This window comes from Acinetobacter sp. LipI_23 (assembly GCF_058243045.1).
The window spans coordinates 3,159,123-3,182,048 of sequence record NZ_JBZAYJ010000001.1 but is presented as its reverse complement, the minus strand read 5'-3'; the positions used below and the strand labels follow the sequence as shown (position 1 = coordinate 3,182,048).

The window sequence follows — 22,926 nt, the reverse complement described above, 5'->3', positions numbered from 1 at the left end:
ATAGGTTTTACGGTTATGGTCTGTTTATAGACGCATTTCAATACCTTGCTCTGCAAGGTATTTTTTCGCTTCAGGAATGGTGTGTTGTCCAAAGTGGAAAATCGAAGCAGCCAGTACAGCGTCTGCACCACCTTTTAAAATACCATCGGCCAAGTGTTGTAAGTTTCCGACACCGCCCGAAGCAATGGTTGGAATGGTGACGCGGTCATTGATTTGACGCATCAGCTCAAGGTCATAACCTGCTTTGGTGCCATCGGCATCCATCGAAGTAATCAGCAGTTCACCTGCACCAAAGTCGGCCATTTTCACGGACCATTCAATTGCATCAATACCCGTTGGTTTACGGCCGCCATGGGTAAAAATTTCCCATTTATTCTCGCCTGTTTTTTTTGCGTCAATGGCAACCACAATACACTGTGCGCCAAAGCGTTGCGATGCTTCTTGTACAAATTCTGGGTTAAACACCGCTGCTGAGTTAATGCTGACTTTGTCCGCACCAGCATTGAGTAAGAGACGAATGTCTTCAACTTTGCGAACGCCACCACCGACCGTTAAGGGAACAAAAACCGTTTCAGCCATGCGTTCAACCGTACGATAAGTCGTGTCACGACCATTCGAAGTTGCGGTAATGTCTAAGAAGGTAATTTCATCAGCACCTTGTTCGTTATATCGACGTGCTACTTCTACTGGGTCACCTGCATCACGAATATCAAGGAATTGAACACCTTTCACTACACGACCGTTGTCTACGTCGAGGCAAGGAATAATACGTTTAGCTAGCATAATTTTTTCCAAAAATAACAGCCGATTATGAAACTTCGCGACTTAGATGCTACACCTTAATAGTCGGAGCGGGTATTCTATCAAACTTATGTAAGTTTTTTTGCAGGTTTTATATGTCGGTTTATACCACTTTGACTTTACAGGAAGTTCAGGCGTTTGCAGCACCTTATGGACTTGAGGTAATCGATCTGATCCCAATTCAAGGCGGTATTCAAAATACGAACTATTTTATTGTGTGTGAAAATGCTGTGCAGTATGTATTGACTGTATTTGAAGAAATGGATGAACAGGGCGCAGGCGAGTTGGTTCCTGTGCTTGAGCATTTAGGTCAGGCTGGTTTAGTGGTTCCTGTACCTTTAAGTCACTCAGGCAAAGCCATTCATAGTTTAAAAGATAAACCTGCCCAAATTGCCCCACGGATGATGGGCAAACATCCCATGCCTGCGACCCTTGAGCAAGCCGAGGCGATTGCGGTTGCACAAGCGCAAATGCACGTCGCACTGCAAGATTTTCCATTGGAGCGTGCAGAATACCGTGACCATGATTACTGGCTCGCTGTAGCGTTACAAATGAAACCGACATTAAGTGAGGCGGATCAAGCACTACTCAATAAGTTATTGGGGTTATATGACGCATTAGCGGCGGTTTATCCGAATCGTCCAAAGGGCTTTATCCACTCAGATTTATTCCGTGACAACACTTTGTTTGAGGGCAATCAGCTCAAAGGCATTTTAGACTTTTATGAACTGAATAAAGATGAGTTCTTGTTTGATATTGCGATTACCCTGAATGATTTCTGTACCGAATATCCAAGTGTGCATTTAAATGAAGACAAAGCCATTGCATTCTTAAACGCCTATGAAAGCATTCGTCCTTTGACTGCCGATGAAAAATCTTGTCTCGAGTTGTATCTTGCAATGGCCGCTGCGCGTTTTTGGATGATGCGTCTACAAGTGGCACAAAAAAATGCTGAACAAGGCCGTACGGGGGATGACATTTTGCAGAAAAATCCTGCCGAAATGCGTAATATGGTGATTGACCGCCTAAAATTTGTAACTGCTTAAATAGGAAAGAAAAATGCGTGACCAAGGACGACTCGTTGAATGGTTTGATGAAAAAGGCTATGGCTTTATTCAGCCCAACGATGACAGCAAAGATCGCGTGTTTTTACATATCAAGGACTTTGCTCGGCAAGGTCCTCGTCCTATTTTAGGCTGTGCGTTGGAATACAACGTGCTTGTGGATGCGCAAGGGCGTTATCGTGCACAGCAAGTTAGTTATTTAAAAGCATCACAAACCCAAAAGAGCCGTACCTCAAAAGTCTCATCGATAAAGACCGAACAGGGTCAACGCTGGAGTCCAATGCAAATTACGTCGGTGGCATACATCGTGTTTTTGGTGCTATTGGTATTGCTGGGGCGTTTGAGTGGATTGGTGCTGCTGTTGATTAGTGTGATGAATGCGGCCAGTTATTGGTTCTATGCGCAAGATAAAGAAGCTGCGCAAAATGGACAGCGCCGTGTACCTGAAAATACATTACATCTCCTTTCATTTTTGGGCGGTTGGCCTGCAGCATGGTTAGCGCAGCAAAAGCTACGACATAAAACACAAAAACAACCCTTTAGAAAGATTTACTTTTGTACAATTCTATTCAATATTCTTTTAATTTTATGGCTTATTTCTCCTTTCAATAGTTTGCCTATTTAAAGTTCAAGCCCACTTCATGAGGGACAATATGAATTATTCAGTCGATCAAGATCCGAATCGTAGTCTGACTTTTATTCTTTATATTTTGTATATCGTTGCGATTTTTTCCGCAGGGATTTTAGCCATTATTGCTTTAGTGATTAATTATGTGAAGCGTGGCTCTGTGCGTGGTTCCATTTTTGAGAGCCATTTTACTTGGCAGATTCGCACCTTTTGGTGGTATTTGATTTGGAACGTGATTGCCTTTGTGCCATTTATTTTCTTATTCTTTACGGGTGAAAATGCCACCGCTTTCGCAGGTGTCGCACTCGGTGCTTCAACCTTCTGCGTGTCTGTGATTGGGTTGTCATGGGTGTGGATTGTATATCGTGCCATTAAAGGCATTATTCGTTTAAACGACAATCAACCCATGTATCAATAACAAGTGATGGGATTTAAAAAAGGGCAGTGTGCCCTTTTTTTAGGTCTGTATCTTTTGGGATGAGATTTATGCACCGAGATGAACCCAGCTGATGCAGCAGTGTCTCTATTTTTGCGCAGGCTTTTAAAAAGCACCTTACTAAATTGAATTTAAATATTTACCTTTTTATATTAATAAATTTACTTTTTTAATATTTATAACTTACATTTTTATTTATAAATAATTACTTTTTTAATAATAATAACTTACATTTTTAATAAATTAACTTTACATTAATGTACAGTTATTTATATGAATATATGCGTAGAGAATATTATAAAAGATAGTCCTTTTTTGACTAAGCGTAGAATCTTCCTCGACGACGTTTTAGTCCCAAAACATGGATGGCACGAACCAAAACTGCATAAGAAACAGAATAGCCAAAGTGTTGTTCAAAAAGTGGAACTAAATCGCTAATATTTTGAAATTTTGTATTTTTAACAAATACTTAAAATGCACTCCAGTCTTTTATATGGCTGGGTGCTCCACGGCTTTTGGCTACTTTTGGAGACAAGCCGCCTGTTTCTTCTTCGAGCTTAATCCATGCGTCTAAGGTCACACGAGAGATGTTGAATTCCTTGCAAACGGCAACCTTATAATCCGTGAGTTTATAGCGTTGAATCGCTGCTTTTCGGGTTTCTAAATCGTACTTTGGCATTTAATTCAATATTTTTAAAATAGCGAAGCTGTTATTATATGGCATAGTTGTTGCAAAAACCAAAATCACTAGATTAAAAATGAAAGATGGTGATTTCGGTGAAAAATGCAGATTTTTCTTTAAAGAAAATGTCACTATGGCAAGTGGTCATTATTGGTGTGGCCTATATGACCCCGATGGTCGTGTTTGATACCTTTGGGATTGTGTCTGGGATCACCGATGGGCGTGTGCCATTGGCTTATATTTTGGCGTTGGTTGCAATGTTACTGACCGCATTTAGTTATGCACGTTTTAGCCGAATCAGTGGTGACTCAGGTTCTGCCTATAACTACACGGCACAGTCGTGTGGAGCTAAAGCAGGCTTTTTTGTCGGCTGGTGTTCACTGCTAGATTATATTTTGTTGCCCTTGGTGAATGCCTTACTGGCAAGTATTTACTTAGAAGCTGTGATCCCGAGTGTGCCGTATTGGCTATGGGTAGTTCTATTCACGGGTTTGGTTACGCTGATTAACTGTTTCCGAATCAATATTTTGGCAAATTTAAGTCTGTTGTTTGTACTTTTACCCTTACTGCTGATGGTCTTATTTATCTATCTAGTCATTCAAGGCGTGGGTTCTGAACAAGGCTATGATCATGTACTGACTTTAGCCCCGCTATTTAATGGAGACAGTTCTGTTTTGCCTTTGATTGCGGGTGCATCGATTTTATGTTTTTCATTTTTGGGTTTTGATGCGGTCACGACCATGTCCCATGAAACTAAAGATCCGCAAAAGAATATTCCACGTGCCGTGCTGCTTACCACGTTGCTCGGGGGCGGAATTTTTATTAGTGCCTCATGGTTTATCCAGCTGTATTTTCCAAGCAATGTGCGTTTTAACAACCCTGACGAAGCCTTACCTGAAATTGTCCTCTATGTGGGGGGAGCACTTTTCCAAGCCGTATTTTTATGTGCCCAAATCATGAATACCTTCGCTTCAGGTTTAGCCACCCATGCCAGCGCTTCACGTCTGATTCATATTATGGCGAAGGATGGCATTTTCCCCAAAGCAACCTTTGGGCAGCTCCATGCAAAATTAGGTACGCCACTTTATGCCGTCTTAAGTATTGGCCTGATTTCGCTATCGGCCATTTTTCTAGATCTTGCGACTGTGGTCAGCATGATTAGCTTCGGTGCTTTGATTGCCTTTACTGCGGTGAATTTCTCGGTTTTTGTGAAGTTCTATCTGTTGGAAAAACAAACCCAAGGCATTAAAAACAAATGCCTCAATTTGATTCTTCCCTTGTTATCTGTATTGGTGATGCTTTGCCTCTGGGTCAATTTAGAACGAAATGCATTGATTTTTGGTTGCTCTTGGTTGGCGATAGGCATTGGTCTATTTATTTATAAGAAATTGAAAAGACAAAACATTGTGATTGGAAATGCATATTAAAACCTGCATGAAAATGAGATAGATATTGAGTGTGAATGAAATGAAGATGAATAAACCGACATTTTTAGATGACGTTGAATACAAAGCTAGTTCTACAATGCAAAGTGGTAAAGAGTGGAATTGGTTGAACCCGCAGTGTGCTGCGTTTAGTCATCCAGCCAATTACTACGAAAGCTCGTTACAAGCATGGCATGAGTTTGAGCCTTTAAATGCGGATATCGAATGTGACGTGGTCGTGATAGGCGGTGGCTTACTGGGAGCATCGGCTGCACTGCATTTGTCGGAGCAGGGTGTCGATACGGTCTTGGTTGAAAAAAACCGAGTGGGCAGTGCTGCCTCAGGGCGCAATGGTGGGCAACTCACACCGGGGTTGGCACGTTGGGAAGCCGAAACCATGATTGAGCATTTCAGCTTTGAAGAAGCTAAAAAGTTATGGCACTTTACCTCAACGGAAGCGATGGCTTTGATTGATAGCATCACTGAAAAATATGACTTAGATGTGCAACGTAAACATGGACACTTGACGGCAGCGGTACACTCTGGACATTTAGATGCACTGCGTGAAGGTATGCAGGCGCGTCACTATTTAGATGAAAAAAATACCTCAATGTTGACCCAAGATGAATTACGTGAGCATGTGCAATCCGACAACTATTTTGGCGGTCAGTTGGATCAGCTCGGGGGACATATTCATCCTTTAGCCTTGACGCGTGGTTTGGCTTATGGCTTTTGCCAAAACGGTGGCACGATTTATGAACAGACGGAAGTACAGTCAATTCAGGAGCGTACAGATGGTATTTATGTGACCACAGCCCAAGGCGTGATTAAAGCACGTAAAAGTGTGGTGATGGGCGTACATCATGCCTCATTTAAACTCTTAGAAGAACGCAATCAAACCACCATTCCTTTTTATACTTATGTGTGTACCACTGCGCCTTTAGCACTGGATTTGAAAGAGCTATTGCCGACGGATCTGCCTGTATACGACACCCAGTTTCAAATTGACTACTACCGCGGGGTCTCGAAAAACCGATTGTTATTTGGCGGTGAAGGCACGGGTTCGTGTTGGAGTCCTGAACAAACCCATGACTATTTGCTAGGACGTATTCAACACGTATTTCCTCAGTTAGAGCAGGTCCAGCTTGATTTTGTGTGGAGTGGCACGACCGATTTAACCGTTAATGGTGCCGCAGATAGTCGCAAATTTGGCAGCCAATACCCAATCTATGCTGTTCAGGGGTGGAGTGGACATGGTGTTGCGCAAACAGTGCGTATTGGTAAAGCCATTGCGGATGATTTCTGCGGTCAGAGTGATGACTTTAATATGTTGACCTGTATTCAACATCAGAACATTCCTTTTGGCCGTGCACTGGCGCCGTTGGTCATTCCAATAGCCAAAAGCATGTATGGACTCGGAGCAATGATTAATCCGGGCAAGATGGTGTCATTCTAATCACCTGACCATACTGCTGAATTGGTGGCCATTGATCACTTGATTCAGCAGTTTTTGCGTTTCGGAGATAGGCTAAAGTTGTTCGACATTCTTTTTCGACTTCAGCAGTTTCGGTTTCCATTCACTGATCATAATGCCAAACACCACCAAAAGTCCGCCCAACAAAGCCAGTGGTGCCAAACGTTCTCCTGCAAGTCGCCCAAACAATGCCGCCCATACAGGCTCTCCTGCATAAATAATTGCCGCTTGAGATGGATTGACTGAGCGCTGTGCCCAATTCATTACATATTGAATCACGGCACTGGCAAGACCCAAGCCGAGTGCGATACTTAGTAAAGGCCATGAAAAGTCTGGAATGCGGTGTTCACCTGCCAATGGCATGGCTGCAAAGGCGAGCACAGAGGCAACTGCAAGTTGAATCACCGTTACTCGACCAATATCGACTGTTGGGGCAAAATAGCCAATCAGGATAATTTCCATCGCTATAGCGATTGCACCGAGTAGGGTTAAGGTCTGGCCAAAATTCAGTGAAATTGAATTCAGACTATTGCCTGTGAGTAAGACTAAGCCCATAAACGCACAGAGCGCACCGATCCAAATCATAAAATGGGGCACTTTACGAAAGATCAGCCACAATAATACAGGTACCAAAGGCACATATAGTGCAGTTAAAAAGGCAGATTCACTGCTACTGACCGTTTGTAGTCCGACTGTTTGTGTGCCATAGCCAATAGTGACCATACAGCCAATCAATGCACCTGCCCACAGGTCTTGTCGGGTAATGTGTTTTAAATGTTGATAGGAAAATAAGCCAATAATTGTCGCGGCGCAGGCGAAACGACAGCCCACAAAGAACATGGGGGAGCTGAAATTTAAGGCATATTTCACGGCCAAGAAGGTACCACCCCAAATAAAGGTAATTAGAATCAGTGCAATGACAGGCGCTTTAGAACCGAGCTGAGTATTCAACATAAAAGAACTGGTGTGCAATATATTGCACATAGCTTGTCATGCTTTGTTTTTGTGTGCAATATATTGCTCAATATTTTTTTGATTGAACTTTATGAAGTCTCCTGCGGTACTACAACACGTCAGTCAAAATGTGCGTCATTATCGAAGCTTAAAAGGCCTGAGCCAGCAACAACTAGCGGATTTGGCTGGTTTAAGCCGACGTATGGTGGCTGGGGTTGAATCAGGGCAGGACAATATTAGTTTGGCAAAACTCAGCTTGATTGCCGATGTGCTTGAGGTCGATTTTGTACAGATGATTGCTGCACCTGAACAGCAAGGTCAAGCGGTCGTCAACGTTCTGGCTTGGCAGGGTACACAAGCACACAGTGAAGCAAAATTATTGGCCTCGGCGGCAGCAACACAAAAAGTTGAATTGTGGACATGGGTGCTTGCCCCAAATGAGCACTATAGTGCAGAACCTGACCCAGTCGGTTGGCGTGAGATGCTCTATGTGATGGAGGGGGAGTTAACTTTGGATTTGGCAGGCGACATGAAAGTCTTGGGTGTAGGAGAGTCGATTGTTTTTTCCAGTGCCATCGAATACCAATATATCAACCGTGGAACTGTACCGTTAAAGTTTATTCGTAATGCGATTTATTAAATAAGATGCAGATCTTACACACTGATATTTAGCGCATAAAAAAAGAGGTCCATAGACCTCTTTTTTAAATTCTACAGTTAGAACGATTGTTCATCTAATAGCAATTGTGCTTCACGTAGGTTTAAACTGCCTTCATAAATCGCACGACCGGTAATTGCACCCAAAATACCCGGTTGACCTTTGAGGTTACGTACGTCATCAAGGTTGGTCACACCACCTGATGCAATTACAGGTAAGCCAGAGTATTGTGCCAGTTGAACAGTTTGCTCAACGTTCACACCCTGCATCATCCCATCACGTGCAATGTCGGTATAGACAATGCTCGATACGCCTGCATCGGCAAAACGTTTGGCCAAATCGGTTGCTTTCACATCGGTCACATTGGCCCAGCCATCGGTGGCCACCATGCCATTCATGGCATCAATGCCGACAATGATATGACCTGCAAATTTCTTACAAGCTTCTTCAACAAACTCAGGATTTTGAACTGCTTTGGTGCCAATAATGACAAAAGACACACCCGCTTCTAAGTAGTGTTCAATGGTTTCTAGTGAGCGAATACCGCCGCCGATTTGAATGGGCAGCTCAGGTTGCGCGCGAGCAATGGCTTCAACCACAGGTTTATGAATTGGCGTACCAGCGAAAGCACCATTTAAATCGACCAAATGTAAGCGACGCGCGCCTTCATTTACCCAGTGCTGTGCAGTTGCAACAGGATCATCAGAAAAAACCGTATCGTCTTCCATACGACCTTGTTTTAAACGAACACATTTGCCATCTTTCAGGTCAATTGCAGGGATGATCAGCATGCTTTCGCTCCTAGCCAAATCTTAAATAAAATCAATGTCCGTCATCTTAGCAAAGTATTGGCAATTTTCTAAGCATCTGTTACAGCTTTTCATGACGACAAGGTTTTGTTGTTTTCTCTAATTCTTTGGAAATATCTTTTGGGAGTCGCTCTAAACGCCGCAATTCTTCAAAAACCAACAGCGCCGCATAGGCATCCGCAGCGGCATAGTCAACTTGTTCAGGCGTGAGTATTTTCCTCGCCCAATTTGAAGTGCTGACTTTTTTGCTTTTGGGGAAGTTGAGTTGAAACAGCAGGGCGATGGCATTTTTAATGCCGACAGGGTTGGTCAAACCAAAGCTGGCAAAGCATTTTGACAGCTCAACCACACCCTTGAGTTCAAAACCCTTTTTACGGAACAGATGGGCATCATTTTTTAAACCAAAGCCCACTTTGAGCTGGTCTGGATTCGCCAAAAATGGTGCAAGGAAGCTCCAAATGGGTGGACTCATTTGAAACAAATAAGCATGCTCGATGCTGACCAGTTGAATTAAATGCGGACCCGTGGAGACTTCTCCCACTTGAAAGGTCGGTTTGGACTCGCTGTCAAAACCGAAGATGGCAACCTGTTCCAGTTCAGCGCGGATTGCTTCACACTGTTCTAAGTTTTGAATGACATGAATTGCTTGTTTTGGCAAATTTTGAAAACGAGGAAATTTTTGAATTTCGACTTTGCTGGGAAGGATGTGTTGAAAAGAAGAATCCATCATGCTTTGACTATGCCACTGTTGCTTAAGCCTAAAGCTTTTGCGTTGATTTAGCAAAACAGCCGACCTAGGCAGGCTGTTTTGCACAGGTGATTTTAGGACATAAAACCAGTCGCAATACCGCCGATAATCGCTAAAACGAAAATCAGGATGTAAATCCATGCCAAAACGGCTTCCCAGCCTGCGGTTGGGCGTGGTGAGCCATAGCTGTTGCTACGATCATCGCCTGGTGCGAAAATCAGGTAAAGCATTAGGATCACGTTGGCAAGAGGCACCAACATCAACAGTGATAACCAGCCCGTATGGTTGCGGTCATGTAGGCGACGAATAGTAAATACAAACGTGAAGTACATCAGCGCAACATAGATCAGGATGATAAAAATCATGCCGCCACCGAAGTTGCCTGTTTCCAAGTTCACGAATGTATTAGGAAAGATGGCGAAGAAAATACCAAGAATAATTGACGCTACAATGGCAAGTAGACAGTTCCATGCTAGGTATGAAAAACGTCCGAAACGACCTGCGGCATTCAGCGCAGTTTCTTGTGCATATTGAGTCATAGTGACTTACCTTATCGTTGTAAATTAAGTTTTTTATAAATAAAAATGTCTAAAAAGCAGGCAAAGCATAATCAAATTTGGTGACAATGAAAAGGCATTGTAATTATTTGGTGTGTAGTAGTGTGCTGTAAAGCAAAGATTTTATACATTGAAAGGCACAGGAGTGAGGTCACACGCCTCATTTACTTAAGCTGTTTCTGATTTATTTTAGTCTAGATGCATCAATTTTGGATAAACAAAAGCCCAACCGAAGTTGAGCTTTTTCAATCAAACAGAAGCTGGAATAAATTAAATTTTCCATTCCACAAAGTTTTTCAGCAGTTGCAAACCTGCGGTATGACTTTTTTCAGGGTGAAACTGTGTCGCAAACAAATTTTCTTGATGAATTGCGGTGCAGAACTCTAAACCATAGTCACAGGTCGCCGCCACAATGCCAGGGTTCTTCGGTTCAACATAAAAGCTATGCACAAAGTAAAAACGTGCATCTTGTTCAATGTCTTTCCACATCGGATGGCTCGGATCGGCTTGATGAACTTGGTTCCAACCCATATGTGGGACTTTCAAGCCGTCTACATCAGGAAAGCGTTTCACGCTGCCTTCAAAAATACCGAGAGCATCGACTCCGCCATTTTCTTCAGAGCGTTGCATCAGCGCTTGCATACCCACACAAATCGCTAATACAGGCTTATTAAATGCCGCATGACGAACGACTTCATCAATCCCTGCCTCATGCATGCCTTGCATACAGTCACGCATAGCACCTACGCCGGGGAACACAATTTTATCAGCTTGAGCCACTAACTTGGGATCATTGGTCACATCGACCGTTGCACCAACATGCTCAAGCGCTTTTGCTGCTGAGTGTAGGTTACCCATACCATAGTCAAGAAGGGCAATACGGGTCATTACAAACTACCTTTGGTTGAAGCAATGGTGTTGGTTGCACGTGGATCAATTTCACAGGCCATACGAAGTGCACGCGCAAACGCTTTAAACACACTTTCAATTTGGTGGTGACTATTTTTCCCTTTGAGGTTGTCAATGTGTACTGTCATGAGTGCATGGTTCACAAAGCCTTGGAAAAACTCAGAGAATAGATCCACATCAAAACGACCAATCATGGCGCGGGTAAATGGAATATCCATAAACAAACCCGGACGGCCTGATAAGTCCACGACAGCACGGCTTAAAGATTCATCTAACGGTGCATAAAAATGACCATAACGACGTAAACCTTTTTTGTCACCTAAAGCTTTGGCAAAAGCCTGTCCAAGCGTGATACCACAGTCTTCAACCGTGTGGTGATCATCAATTTCCAAGTCACCATCACATTCAATATCAATATCAAATAAGCCATGTCGCTTGATTTGATCAATCATATGATCTAAAAAGGGAATACCTGTGTTGAGCGTGCCTTGACCCGTACCATCGAGGTTTACACGAACTCGAATTTTGGTTTCGTTGGTATTTCTTACCACTTCACTGATACGTTCTGTCATAGACACGTTCCTCAAAGACGTCAAATAATTGATGTAAAATGTTTCGCCGTAACGAAGTCACCGCATATTAGATTGCTCAGGAGGGTTTATCAATGCCTATTACCGTACACGCTTATACTTCACTGGAAAAAGAAGAGTTGCGCAGCCAGCTAGAGCGACTGTACGACACCAGTCCTGAATTTGGCGATGGGCATGATGCCGTAGAACAACTTGAGCAAAATCTAGCTCAGTATACCTTACTTTACACCGCAGAATTTAATACTAAAGTCATTGGTGCCATTTGGTGTAATGGGCAGGGTGAAAATAAAACCTTAGAATACATCGTAGTACATCCTGCAAACCGTGGACGAGGGGTTGCGGAGCGACTGGTTGAAGAAGTCTGTCGTATGGAAGAATCCAAAGGTGTGAAAGTGTTCGAGCCGGGCTGTGGTGCGATTCACCGTTGCTTAGAGCACATTGGTAAAATTTAAGCTTTTTTAAAGCAGTCTTTGGGCTGCTTTTTTTCATGAATAGGGATGGTGACGTGCTTTAAGTGCAAAGAATGACTCAAAAAATGTACGAAGGGTGTTGGGTTTGCTGTAAAAGTAAACACTCAAATGATTTTTTTGAAAACGGACTTGACGCTGCTTCGCTTAAACTGTTTAATACGCGACATCGGCGTGATAGCTCAGTAGGTAGAGCAACGGATTGAAAATCCGTGTGTCCCCAGTTCGATCCTGGGTCTCGCCACCATATTCAAAATCTTATTTAAAGATTTCAATCCCTGATCCCATCAGGGATTTTTTTTGCCTGAAATTTATTCGATCAAATAAAAAAAGTGATGATTTTTATTGACTATTCATCCGAGATGCGGCTTAATACACGGCATCGGCGTGATAGCTCAGTAGGTAGAGCAACGGATTGAAAATCCGTGTGTCCCCAGTTCGATCCTGGGTCTCGCCACCATATTTAAAAAAGCCTCAAACAATGTTTGGGGCTTTTTTTTTGTCTTATGAAAAGTAGGATTGTATAAGATGTTGGACAACATCATGCTTTGGTTAATGGAAAATGTGCTAATTTTGAGTCAAAAATAAGACTGAGAATGGCTTATGAAGGACCGCTTTTCATCGGGAAGTCAGCTTTATCAACTCGCACGTCCGAGTTATCCAGCGAGTTTGATTCAAGAAATACTCAAGCATGTAGTAACTCCTCAATTTGCGTGGGACTGTGGTGCAGGATCGGGGCAATTAACTCAATTGTTGGCGCCGCATTTTGATGCCGTGGTGGCGACAGATATCAGTGTGCATCAGTTACAACATGCACCTTATTTTGAAAATGTTAGTTATCAAGTTCAGTCTGCAGAGCACACCAGTTTTGCCGAGCAGAGTTTTGATTTAATCACGGTGGCTCAAGCCATTCATTGGTTTGATTTTGATGGTTTTTATGCAGAAGTGCGGCGGACTTTACGACCTGATGGCATTTTGGCGGTCATTGGCTATGGTTTAATTCAGCTGCAGCAACCTGAGTTACAGGGCTGTATTGAACGACTTTATTTTAAGACTTTGAAAGGCTATTGGGATGCCGAACGTCGTTATATCGACGAGGCCTATCAAACCATTCCTTTTCCCTTTGAGGAAATAGCGACGTCTGAATTGTCGATGTCATTTCAATGGTCTGCTGCTCAATTGTTGGATTATTTAAATACATGGTCTGCACTGAAACATTATCGAGCGAAAAATTCAGATGACCCCTTATTTGAGTTCAAAGCATTCTTTGCGTTGGATGATCACGCGAACCAACTCTTTGAGCTTAAATTTCCAATTTTTTTAAGATTGGGTCGTCTACCTGTATCGGCGCATTGAGTGTCTGAGCTTAATCGGCAATCAGACGTTTACCAAAGCACACGACTTCGATTTCCTCATAGCCTAGCTGCTCATAGAAGCTTTGCACATCGATATTTTCTTTACTTACAAGCAGTTGTAGTTTGGGGCAACCTAAGGCAATCAGGCGCTTCTCGAGCTGCTGTATGAGTGCAGTTGCGACTCCATTGCGTTGAAAGTGTGGATGTACCGCCAAATAATTAATCCAGCCGCGATGGCCATCATAACCACCCATCAACGTGGCGATGAGTTGTTCATCTTTAACGGCCAATAAAAATAAACCATCTTTTTGTGCGGTTTTTCTAAAAATATCAATTTCAGGGTTGTTCCAAGGGCGAGTGAGGTCGCATACCTCCCAAAGTGCAATGACGTCTTCTAAATCTGTTTCGAGATAGGGGCGAATAATGAACATGAGCTTGGCATTTTTATTTTTTGGATGCCTTTAGATTAATTGAGTTTTTTTATTTTGATAAGTGTTTTCTTACACTTTTCATCAGCCATAAAAAAACGCCCAAGAGGGCGCTTTTTTTAAAACTTTAAATTAAGCAGATTTTGCTTCTGCTTGAACAGGAAGCATGTGGCCTGTTTCTTCAAAGTTAGAATGCCAAGACAACGCTTCACGTAGAAGGTGAGGTGTATGACCACCTTTTGCACATGAACGATCAAAGTAATCATTTAATGCATCACGGTACAGTGGGTGTGCACAGTTGTCGATAATCGCACGAGCACGCTCGCGTGGTGCTAAACCACGCAGGTCAGCCAAACCTTGTTCTGTTACCAGGATGTCAACATCATGTTCAGCATGGTCGATGTGCGACGCAAACGGTACGATAGAAGAGATGTCGCCACCTTTTGCAATTGATTTGGTTACGAAGATTGCCAAGTGCGCATTACGTGCGAAGTCACCTGAACCACCAATACCGTTCATCATTTTCGTACCGCAAACGTGAGTTGAGTTCACGTTACCGTAAATGTCAAATTCAAGTGCAGTGTTGATGCCGATAATACCTAAACGACGAACCAGTTCAGGGTGGTTCGAAATTTCTTGCGGACGTAAAACCAATTTATCTTTGTACGCTTCAAGGTTATTAAATACTTTTTCGCCGTATTTAGCTGAAAGGGTAATTGATGAACCTGAAGCAAACTTCATTTTACCTGCATCAATCAATTCAAAAGTACAGTCTTGCAACACTTCTGAGTACATGACGAGGTCTTCGAAGTTCGAATCTTTAAGGCCTGTAAGTACAGCATTGGCAATTGAGCCAATCCCTGCTTGTAATGGGCCTAAGTTTTTCGGTAGACGCTCTTCAGCCACTTCTTTTTCAAAGAATGCGATTAAGTGATCTGCAATGCCTTGAGTTTCATCATCTGGCGCAGTGACCGTTGATGGAGAGTCGTGCAAGTCGTTGTTGATGACGATACCGACGATTTTTGCAGGATCGATATTGATCGCGTGCGTACCAATACGCTCATCCACTTGAGTCAATGGAATCGGTTGACGTGTCGGACGGTAAGTTGGGATGTAAATATCGTGTAAGCCTTCAAATGCAGGGCTTAAGTTGGTGTTGATTTCAACAATCACTTTTTCTGCGAAAATTGCGAAGCTTGCTGAGTTGCCTACAGATGTTGTTGGAATGATGCCGCCATCTTCAGTAATCGCAACTGCTTCAATAATTGCTACATCGGGTTTTTTCAACTGAAGGTTACGCATTTGCTCAACAGTTTCAGACAAGTGTTGGTCAATGAACATCACTTCGCCATTGTTGATGGCTTTACGTAAAGTGTTGTCCACTTGGAACGGTAAACGACGTGCCAATACACCCGCTTCAGTCAATTGCTTGTCTAGGTCATTACCTAAAGAAGCACCAGTAATTAATGTGATTTTTAAAGGATTTGTGTGCGCACGTTTAACCAATGCCAAAGGTACAGCTTTCGCTTCGCCAGCACGAGTGAAGCCACTCATACCTACAGTCATGCCATCTTCAATAAAAGCAGACGCTTCTTCTGCACTGATGACTTTATCGTGAAGTGAAGCTAAACGGATACGATCTAAAGACATGGTTTACTCTCGTTAATATTCTGGATCTGGCACCGATTGTACCGATCAAGAACGACATTGTGCATACCTGTTAGGCTAAGGTCTAATTTTTTGAAAAAATGTGGGTATAAGGGATTCTGATGATTTGTAAGTGTTTGAAATATATTTGGTAAAATTAAATTGTTGAATAGTTGAACAAAATCGTTTGATCAACTATTGTACAAAGTTTAAAAATGCTCAACCAAGGTTTGCTTTAATTTTTCGAGTGGGTTGCTGCTGGAAATTTCAGCATCTTGATTGTGATGAAGAGGCAGCGAAATAATTGCTTCAAGACCGCCTTGTTCTCGATTATGAATAGTCAGTTGACCTTGGTGAATGTCGACAATGCGCTTCACAATAGCGAGACCTAAACCACTGCCTTGGACTGTTCTGGCTTCATTCCCACGCACAAAAGGTTGCATGAGTTCTTCAATTTGATCGTCAGGAATGCCTTCACCATGGTCTGCTACGCTAATTAAAATATGTTCATTTTCCACTGTTGCGGAAAGTTCAATCGGCTCAGCACCGTAGCGTTTTGAATTATTAATCAAGTTACCAATCAGGCGTTTAAGAGACAGACTACGTGCCTGAATAATCGGTAATTCAGCGGGTTCAAAACGAATATCCAGCGGTTTGAATTGCACCACCAATTCTTGTAACAGCATATTTAAATCGGTGTCTTGGATTTCCTCATCCGAACCATCACGCATATAGGAAATGAACTGATTTAAGATCGCATCCATATCTTCAACGTCATAAATCAGTCCTTCTTTTAAAAAATCATCATCGGGCATCATTTCTGCACTGAGTCGAATACGAGTCAGTGGGGTGCGTAAGTCATGTGAAATCCCTGCCAACATAATCCGGCGGTCACGTTCAGTCTGATCTAGGGTGTAAATCATGTGATTAAACGCTTGGTTGACCTCACGAATTTCTTGGGGGCCGTGATTGGTCTCTAAATACGGCGCTGTGCCTGTTTTACTATAACTGTTGGCAGCATTTTGCAGACGACGCAGCGGGCGATTGAGCTGACGAACCAAGGTTAAAATAATGGCTGCTGCAATAAGGGGTACGCCAAGCAGCCAACCGAAAATTAACTCAGGGCTGTAGTTGGCATAGGTTTTTAGTGGTTCCCGTACCCAGTTGCCGTTCATTTCAGGCGTTTGAATCCAAATGCGCGGGCTAGGTTTAAATTGGAAATATACTGTGGCATGTTCGACTTTTAATTCTTTGGCCAGCTTAGCTTCAATTTGGTTGGTAAAGAACTCGGCGATGACCTTATCTTTAACATTGGGATATTCTTTGGGATCGGTGACGTATTCAATCCCGACGCGGCTTCTTAGCCAGTCATCGACATCGACTTCAGTATTTTGATGATAAATCCGTAAATCGGGGTTGTTGAGAATTTCTATTTCAACAGCAAGATAGCGAGCATGTTGCTGGATTTCTGGAAGATATAGAGTTCGCCAAAAGAACCACAAAGACATAAATAAACTGAAAAATACAATGAAGAGTACCAGTACGGTGGTGCGCATGGCAGCAGAACGCGGCTTGATTTTATCTAAAAAGCGTTCCCAACGCGTGCGTTTCCGTTCTGAATACGCTTCGTAATCTGTAAATTTTTGAGGGTCGATGGGTTCGAGTTTCACGCCAGCTTCCTGTGGAATATTTTTTATCAATATTACTGAAATATACACGGCGGAGTCTTACCGCTTTTATCAGTAATAGAAGGAGCTCATTCTGTTACTTTTTAAAAAGTAACCAAAACTTTTGCCATTCGCTGAACTCGCAATAAAGTTGACGAGCCTTGAAAGTAAAATTGGCTCAAACAGCAGCGAATGGCTTTTAGGGACAATAAGTTCGGTGAACGTTTACATTATTAGAGCTTATTATTCCGCGCCGTCTGGAACGAACACATAACCTACACCCCAAACCGTTTGAATATAACGTGCACGAGCAGGGTTTTCTTCCACAAGGCGACGTAGGCGCGATACTTGAACATCAATCGAACGCTCCATTGCTCCCCATTCACGGCCACGCGCAAGGTTCATCAATTTGTCGCGAGTCAAAGGCTCACGTGGATGTTGTACCAAGGCTTTCAGGACCGCAAACTCACCTGTAGTTAGGGTTACGACTTGACCTTCACGCGTTAAGGTACGTGTTGATAAATCAAGTGACCATGGCCCAAAGCTGACCACTTCCATTTGTTGGCTTGGTGCGCCTGGAACTTCACGCACTTGGCGGCGCAGTACGGCGCGAATACGTGCTAACAACTCATTTGGATTAAATGGTTTTGGTAAGTAGTCATCTGCACCCGCTTCTAGACCTGCAATACGGTCTGAGTCACTGCCACGTGCGGTAAGCATAATAATAGGCGTATCAATATTGGATTGGCGTAGACGACGGCAGATACTTAAGCCATCTTCAACAGGGAGCATGAAGTCGAGCACAATCAGTGAAAACAGTTCGCGCTGTAAGAGACGATCCATTTGTGTTGCGTCATGCGCTGTTTTCACCACAAAGCCTTTGTCTTCTAAAAAGCGTTGGAGTAGCGTACGTAAACGCACATCGTCATCTACCACTAAAATGCGTTCAACGCGATCTGCGTCGCTATGTACGGCATCTGTTTTTTCAGCAGGTACAACTAAACTCATTGAAGTGCTCCTTTATTCTTTATTGTCATCGTAAACAAAAGTCGGGATAGTCTTGAGTATACGACTCATTTGTATGTCTTTACTATGCTCTAAAGCAACAAATATTGCAGGTAAAATCAAGACATAGATACCAAATGTATACATCTTAGCCCATAGAAAAAAATGGCAAAGAATACCTAAAAATAAGATTTAACACTGAAAATGAGATGGATTTATGAAATTTGCCTGAAATATGTCACATTTAAGCCATTAAATTAATAAAAACAGTTGTGGATTTTATAGTCTTGGTCTTTATAATCATGGCTTTTAGTACATATCCTTGTGGGATCACATACGATGACTGACTTAGTTCAGCAGTTGGCAAAAGAAATTGCCGTACGTCCAAATCAAATCGAGGCTGCCATCAAGTTGATTGATGAAGGTGCTAGCGTTCCATTTATTGCGCGTTACCGTAAAGAAGTCACGCAAGGCTTAGATGATGCGCAGTTACGTCAGCTCGATACACGTTTGGCTTATTTACGTGACTTATTTGAACGTCGCGACAAGGTAATCGAATCATTAAAAGAACAAGACAAATTGTCTGATGATTTATTGGCACGTGTAAATGCTGCTGAAACTAAAAATGCCTTAGAAGAAATTTACGCACCGTACCGTCCAAAACGGACCAGTAAATCATTTAAAGCCAAAGAAGCAGGCTTAGGCTCGATTGCAGAGAAAATCTTTGCAGAAGCGGTTGATCCAGCTGAAGCATTGGCAGGCTTTAGCCATGAAGATTACCCAGATCTAGAAAGTCAGTTGGATGCGATTCAACATATTCTAATTGATGACTGGGCGCAGAACATTGCACTGACCACTGAACTCAAGGCCATGTTTGCAAAAACAGCCACTTTAAAAAGTTTAGTGGCAAGTGATGAGAAAAAAGAAGTTGGCAAAAAATTCCGCGATTACTTCGACTTTTCTGAAAATTTAAATAAAGTCCCGTCACACCGCTTATTGGCTATGTTACGTGGTCGTCAAGAAAACGTTTTAGGTTTAAAAGTTGATGGCGAAGATGATGCACCATTGGCGCGTATTGAAACAGAATACAGCCTTGAAACTGCACAGCCGCAAGCACGTCAAGACTATTTAAAACAAACGGCTAAATTGTTCTGGTTAGGCAAGGTTCGTCCAAGTATCGAACATTCGTTGCTCACAGAAAAACGTCTTGCAGCTGAATCTGAAGCAATGGATGTTTTTGCTGAAAACTTACGTCATTTGCTGTTGTCTGCACCCGCGGGCGCACGTACAACGTTGGGTGTAGATCCTGGCATCCGTACAGGAGTGAAATTGGCTGTGGTGAATGCATCAGGTGATGTACTTGCACATAGCACGATTTATCCATTTGCACCCAAAGATGATAAAGCGGGTTCAATAGCAGAACTTGCCCGTTTATGCCGCGAGTTCAATGTTGACCTGATTGCCATTGGCAATGGTACAGCAAGCCGTGAAACAGAAAGTATTGTGGCTGAAATGATGGCTGCAAATAGCGATCTTAAATTGACGCGTGTTTCTGTATCAGAAGCCGGTGCATCGGTTTATTCAGCATCTGAATTGGCTTCTGCGGAGTTACCAGAGCTAGATGTGTCGATTCGTGGTGCAGTGTCGATTGCACGTCGTTTACAAGACCCATTGGCTGAACTGGTGAAAATCGATCCAAAATCGATAGGTGTAGGTCAGTACCAACATGATGTGAACCAAACTGGTTTAGCTAAAACCCTTGAAGCAGTCGTTGAAGACTGTGTGAACTCGGTAGGTGTGGATGTTAATACTGCATCATCTGCTATCTTGGGTTATATCGCAGGTTTGAATAAGTCGATTGCGCAGCAAATTGTCGATTTTCGTAAAGAAAATGGCCGTTTCGACAACCGCCAAGATTTGAAAAAAGTACCGCGGTTAGGCGAGCGTACTTTTGAACAAGCGGCAGGTTTCTTACGTATTCAAGATGGTTCAGAGCCACTGGATGCTTCTGCTGTTCACCCAGAGTCTTATGCGCTGGTCGGTAAAATTGTTGAAGCGAAAGCGACGACGGTGAAAGATATCATTGGTAACTCTGAAATCATTCGCCAAGTGAATGCTGAAGAATTTGCAGATGAGAAATTTGGTTTACCAACTATTCAAGATGTACTGTCTGAACTGGAAAAACCAGGTCGTGATCCGCGTCCAGAGTTCCGTACAGCAAAATTCCGTGAAGACATTACGGAAGTTGCGCAACTGACTGAAGGCATGCAGCTTGAAGGTGTCGTGACCAATGTGACGAACTTCGGTGCTTTTGTGGATGTGGGTGTACACCAAGATGGTTTAGTTCATATTTCAGAGTTGGCCAATGAATTCGTTGCAGATCCGCATAAAGTGGTGAAGCCGGGGCAAATTGTGCAAGTACGTGTACTCACTGTAGATGCTGAGCGTAATCGTGTGAATTTGTCGATGCGTCCGGAAGGTGCTGAAGCGGCTAAAGCTCCGCGTCAACCACGTCGTGAAAATACAGAGCGTAGTGAACGTAAACCACAAGGTAAACGTCCACAACAAACACGTCCTCAAGGCGAGCGTGCTCAAACAAATAAGAAGCCGCAAACGGCTAAACCTCAAGAAAATAAAATTGGTGGTTTAGGTGCATTGTTACTTCAAGCAGGGATTAAAGGTTCGAAATAATCTTTAAGATTTGAATAAAAAAACCTCCCAAGTGGGAGGTTTTTTTTATGGTTACTTTTATCCGTTGATGATGGGCACGATCCAACTGGTGATAATCAGCATAATGCCAAAGTGCCCAAGCTTTCGGCAAACTTTGACAAAAGTTGGAGCGGGTTGTTCCAGTCGAGTGGCATAATCTTTGAGGCTTATGGCTTGGGTGCTGCGGCTATGCCACAGGAAAACAGCAAGGTCGATACAGATTAGAATCGTCCCGACATTGGCCACGATATCCATCAATACATAATCTTGTAAATACAGGCTACTGCCTACTCGGTAGCAGAGATAAATCGCAAAAGCGATACACACATATTGCAGTACGAAAGTAAAAGCGCGCATAAATTCACAAAATAAAAAAAGACGGCTGTTTATAACACAAAAAGTAGAAGGGTCACGTCGTCTTTATTTTTTGTCCACAAAAAAAGGTATGAGTCTTAACTGATTAGGCTTTGTGCAATCAGGCTGGAAAAAATGGAGACTAAACCTATTTTTGAAAAAATATTGCAATACATGCTTGAGGGTTGTGAGGTTGGCTTGTTTTTTGTTTCTAGAGAGTATATTTCGCTCGTCAGTGGGGTAGGCTGTTGCGGTGCGCGTTGGCTCTTAAAGCCAAATTCGAGCAAGATCATCAGCAAACCGCCATGAATCAGCACTTGCCAGATTGAAATATGAGAGAGGGTAAGTTCTGTATATAGATTAAAAGCAGTGGTTGCAGCAAAGATGAAGCAAAAAAGCTTGAATAAATAAAATGTCTGCATTTCTTTTCCCCTTTTATAATTGCTTTTATGATGAGCTTTTTTTCTTAAGCGAATATTAAGAACTATAAAAGAGTTTCGAAAAATTTAGCTACCCAACCTTTGATCAAAGGTTGGGTAAATTGTAAGAAAACTTACCAGTGTTCACCTGGGAATAAGCGTGCATACGCTTTTTGTACCCAGTTGAGTTTTTGCTGTTCGCCTACAGACGCGGTAGAACTTGGGAATAAGTTATAACCAATCGACATGAGCTTATTGTTGATGTCTGGTGCAATTGAATAAGTAATCGATGCCAAACGACCTAAGTTAGTTGCGACCTTCTTCGGACGCTTCACAATCGCATAAGCAACCAAATCTGCTGCTTGTTCAGGCGAAAGAGTCGGGACGTATTTATAAATTTTTGTTGGCGCAATCATCGGGGTGCGTACCAAAGGCATATAAACCGAAGTAATCGCAATTTTATGTGAATGCACTTCGGCAGAAAGACAACGACTGAATGCATCTAGTGCGGCTTTAGACGCCACATAAGCCGAGAAACGAGTGGCATTTGCCAATACGCCAATCGAGCTAATGTTAATAATATGCCCATCACGACGAATCATCATTTGTGGCAGGATGTTCATGACTAAACGTACAGCACCAAAGTAGTTGAGCTGCATGGTACGTTCAAAGTCGTGGAAGCGTTCCGCTGACTCATGTACAGCACGGCGGATCGAACGACCTGCGTTATTAATTAAAATATCAATATGATCGACTGAAGCTAAAATCTGCTTAGAGACTTCATCAATCGAGTCTAAATCATTTAGGTCACATGGAAAAACAGAGGCTGAACCACCTTTGGCTTCGATTTCTGCTTTAACTTCTTCTAGTGTTTCTTTGGTGCGCGAAACTAAAAGGACGTGTGCTCCTGCGTCAGCCAGTTTGTGTGCAACGGTTAAACCAATACCACTTGAAGCGCCTGTAATTAAGACGGTTTTTCCATTTACACGTTCTTTAAAAAGTCTATCCATTCTTGAATTCACGTTATCATTCCTGATCTAAGTCAAATATTTGAGGGTTATGGCTGTTTTTATATTCGATTATTAAGGCTGCATTTTCGGAGAAATGTAGCTGCTTTCCTTCACGGTATAATACCTAAACT

23 protein-coding genes, 2 tRNA genes and 1 pseudogene are annotated in these 22,926 nt (G+C 42.7%); 11 read left to right on the top strand and 15 right to left on the bottom strand.

The window, feature by feature from the left end; translation table 11 throughout:
• Positions 1–24: 24 nt before the first annotated feature.
• Positions 25–783, bottom strand: coding sequence for an imidazole glycerol phosphate synthase subunit HisF (gene hisF, locus AC4CVD_RS15755; protein WP_004691571.1), 759 nt, complete (start codon positions 781–783; stop codon positions 25–27).
• 113 nt (positions 784–896) lie between these two features.
• Between hisF and AC4CVD_RS15750 the strand changes: the two genes are divergently transcribed.
• The 3 genes from AC4CVD_RS15750 to AC4CVD_RS15740 are packed head-to-tail and all read left to right on the top strand — an operon-like array spanning position 897 to position 2,911.
• Entirely contained in the window at positions 897–1,847 is a 951-nt protein-coding gene (locus AC4CVD_RS15750; protein WP_291390103.1) for a homoserine kinase, read from the top strand.
• Positions 1,848–1,860: 13 nt separating this feature from the next.
• The gene (locus AC4CVD_RS15745) at positions 1,861–2,490 is read left to right on the top strand and encodes a DUF1294 domain-containing protein (RefSeq protein ID WP_004978150.1); all 630 of its coding nucleotides are present in this window, start codon (positions 1,861–1,863) and stop codon (positions 2,488–2,490) included.
• 28 nt (positions 2,491–2,518) lie between these two features.
• Complete coding sequence (locus tag AC4CVD_RS15740) at positions 2,519–2,911, top strand: DUF4870 family protein (protein ID WP_004691561.1); 393 nt, start codon at positions 2,519–2,521, stop codon at positions 2,909–2,911.
• A 337-nt stretch (positions 2,912–3,248) separates the two neighbouring features.
• On the opposite strand, the pseudogene AC4CVD_RS15735 reads toward AC4CVD_RS15740, so the two are convergent.
• A pseudogene (locus tag AC4CVD_RS15735) lies at positions 3,249–3,608 on the bottom strand (helix-turn-helix domain-containing protein).
• Positions 3,609–3,736: 128 nt separating this feature from the next.
• Between AC4CVD_RS15735 and AC4CVD_RS15730 the strand changes: the two are divergent.
• The gene (locus AC4CVD_RS15730; protein ID WP_407637057.1) at positions 3,737–5,038 is read left to right on the top strand and encodes an APC family permease; all 1,302 of its coding nucleotides are present in this window, start codon (positions 3,737–3,739) and stop codon (positions 5,036–5,038) included.
• Between the two features lie 40 nt (positions 5,039–5,078).
• Positions 5,079–6,491, top strand: a complete 1,413-nt coding sequence (locus tag AC4CVD_RS15725; protein WP_490753534.1) for an NAD(P)/FAD-dependent oxidoreductase — start codon at positions 5,079–5,081, stop codon at positions 6,489–6,491.
• A gap of 72 nt (positions 6,492–6,563) precedes the next feature.
• On the opposite strand, the gene AC4CVD_RS15720 is transcribed toward AC4CVD_RS15725, so the two are convergent.
• Positions 6,564–7,463 (bottom strand): DMT family transporter, encoded by a 900-nt coding sequence (locus AC4CVD_RS15720; protein ID WP_005401386.1) that lies wholly within the window; start codon positions 7,461–7,463, stop codon positions 6,564–6,566.
• Positions 7,464–7,554: 91 nt separating this feature from the next.
• On the opposite strand from AC4CVD_RS15720, the gene AC4CVD_RS15715 reads away from it, so the two are divergent.
• A complete protein-coding gene (locus AC4CVD_RS15715) occupies positions 7,555–8,103 on the top strand; it encodes a helix-turn-helix domain-containing protein (protein ID WP_490753413.1) in 549 nt (182 codons plus the stop codon).
• Between the two features lie 77 nt (positions 8,104–8,180).
• On the opposite strand, the gene hisA is transcribed toward AC4CVD_RS15715, so the two are convergent.
• From hisA to hisB, 5 genes are all read right to left on the bottom strand, one after another.
• Positions 8,181–8,912, bottom strand: a complete 732-nt coding sequence (gene hisA, locus AC4CVD_RS15710; protein WP_490753412.1) for a 1-(5-phosphoribosyl)-5-[(5-phosphoribosylamino)methylideneamino]imidazole-4-carboxamide isomerase — start codon at positions 8,910–8,912, stop codon at positions 8,181–8,183.
• A 79-nt stretch (positions 8,913–8,991) separates the two neighbouring features.
• A complete protein-coding gene (locus AC4CVD_RS15705; RefSeq protein WP_490753411.1) occupies positions 8,992–9,660 on the bottom strand; it encodes a 3'-5' exonuclease in 669 nt (222 codons plus the stop codon).
• A 92-nt stretch (positions 9,661–9,752) separates the two neighbouring features.
• Positions 9,753–10,217, bottom strand: coding sequence for a DUF805 domain-containing protein (locus AC4CVD_RS15700; protein WP_490753410.1), 465 nt, complete (start codon positions 10,215–10,217; stop codon positions 9,753–9,755).
• A 288-nt stretch (positions 10,218–10,505) separates the two neighbouring features.
• Positions 10,506–11,123: an imidazole glycerol phosphate synthase subunit HisH gene (hisH, locus tag AC4CVD_RS15695; protein ID WP_058951611.1), complete on the bottom strand. Its 618-nt coding sequence runs from the start codon at positions 11,121–11,123 to the stop codon at positions 10,506–10,508.
• Positions 11,123–11,716, bottom strand: coding sequence for an imidazoleglycerol-phosphate dehydratase HisB (hisB, locus tag AC4CVD_RS15690; RefSeq protein WP_004691554.1), 594 nt, complete (start codon positions 11,714–11,716; stop codon positions 11,123–11,125). Before hisB ends, hisH begins: the two co-directional genes overlap by 1 nt.
• 92 nt (positions 11,717–11,808) lie before the next feature.
• Between hisB and AC4CVD_RS15685 the strand changes: the two genes are divergently transcribed.
• The 4 genes from AC4CVD_RS15685 (at position 11,809) to AC4CVD_RS15670 (ending at position 13,557) form a co-directional block, all read left to right on the top strand.
• On the top strand, positions 11,809–12,186 hold the full coding sequence (locus AC4CVD_RS15685) for a GNAT family N-acetyltransferase (RefSeq protein WP_490753409.1): 378 nt from the start codon (positions 11,809–11,811) through the stop codon (positions 12,184–12,186).
• A 186-nt stretch (positions 12,187–12,372) separates the two neighbouring features.
• Positions 12,373–12,448 (top strand) — tRNA-Phe (locus AC4CVD_RS15680).
• Positions 12,449–12,585: 137 nt separating this feature from the next.
• Positions 12,586–12,661: transfer RNA gene (locus tag AC4CVD_RS15675), tRNA-Phe, on the top strand.
• A gap of 143 nt (positions 12,662–12,804) precedes the next feature.
• Positions 12,805–13,557 (top strand): class I SAM-dependent methyltransferase, encoded by a 753-nt coding sequence (locus tag AC4CVD_RS15670; protein WP_490753408.1) that lies wholly within the window; start codon positions 12,805–12,807, stop codon positions 13,555–13,557.
• Positions 13,558–13,567: 10 nt separating this feature from the next.
• Here the strand turns inward: AC4CVD_RS15670 and AC4CVD_RS15665 are convergent, their stop codons facing one another.
• The 4 genes from AC4CVD_RS15665 to ompR all read right to left on the bottom strand — a co-directional run bounded on the left by AC4CVD_RS15665 (position 13,568) and on the right by ompR (position 18,306).
• Positions 13,568–13,987 carry a GNAT family acetyltransferase gene (locus tag AC4CVD_RS15665; protein ID WP_490753407.1) on the bottom strand — a complete coding sequence of 140 codons (420 nt, stop codon included), beginning with the start codon at positions 13,985–13,987 and terminating at the stop codon, positions 13,568–13,570.
• 129 nt (positions 13,988–14,116) lie between these two features.
• Positions 14,117–15,634 carry a succinyl-CoA:acetate CoA-transferase ScpC gene (scpC, locus tag AC4CVD_RS15660; protein WP_004978127.1) on the bottom strand — a complete coding sequence of 506 codons (1,518 nt, stop codon included), beginning with the start codon at positions 15,632–15,634 and terminating at the stop codon, positions 14,117–14,119.
• Positions 15,635–15,840: 206 nt separating this feature from the next.
• A complete protein-coding gene (locus tag AC4CVD_RS15655) occupies positions 15,841–17,301 on the bottom strand; it encodes an ATP-binding protein (protein WP_490753406.1) in 1,461 nt (486 codons plus the stop codon).
• A 240-nt stretch (positions 17,302–17,541) separates the two neighbouring features.
• Positions 17,542–18,306 (bottom strand): osmolarity response regulator transcription factor OmpR, encoded by a 765-nt coding sequence (gene ompR, locus AC4CVD_RS15650; protein WP_004691545.1) that lies wholly within the window; start codon positions 18,304–18,306, stop codon positions 17,542–17,544.
• Positions 18,307–18,642: 336 nt separating this feature from the next.
• On the opposite strand from ompR, the gene AC4CVD_RS15645 reads away from it, so the two are divergent.
• On the top strand, positions 18,643–20,994 hold the full coding sequence (locus tag AC4CVD_RS15645) for a Tex family protein (RefSeq protein ID WP_490753405.1): 2,352 nt from the start codon (positions 18,643–18,645) through the stop codon (positions 20,992–20,994).
• 57 nt (positions 20,995–21,051) lie between these two features.
• Here the strand turns inward: AC4CVD_RS15645 and AC4CVD_RS15640 are convergent, their stop codons facing one another.
• The 3 genes from AC4CVD_RS15640 to AC4CVD_RS15630 form a co-directional block, all read right to left on the bottom strand.
• The gene (locus tag AC4CVD_RS15640; RefSeq protein WP_029575131.1) at positions 21,052–21,369 is read right to left on the bottom strand and encodes a hypothetical protein; all 318 of its coding nucleotides are present in this window, start codon (positions 21,367–21,369) and stop codon (positions 21,052–21,054) included.
• Between the two features lie 95 nt (positions 21,370–21,464).
• The gene (locus tag AC4CVD_RS15635) at positions 21,465–21,788 is read right to left on the bottom strand and encodes a hypothetical protein (protein ID WP_010327664.1); all 324 of its coding nucleotides are present in this window, start codon (positions 21,786–21,788) and stop codon (positions 21,465–21,467) included.
• Between the two features lie 131 nt (positions 21,789–21,919).
• On the bottom strand, positions 21,920–22,795 hold the full coding sequence (locus AC4CVD_RS15630) for an SDR family NAD(P)-dependent oxidoreductase (protein ID WP_238893368.1): 876 nt from the start codon (positions 22,793–22,795) through the stop codon (positions 21,920–21,922).
• Positions 22,796–22,926 lie beyond the last annotated feature (131 nt).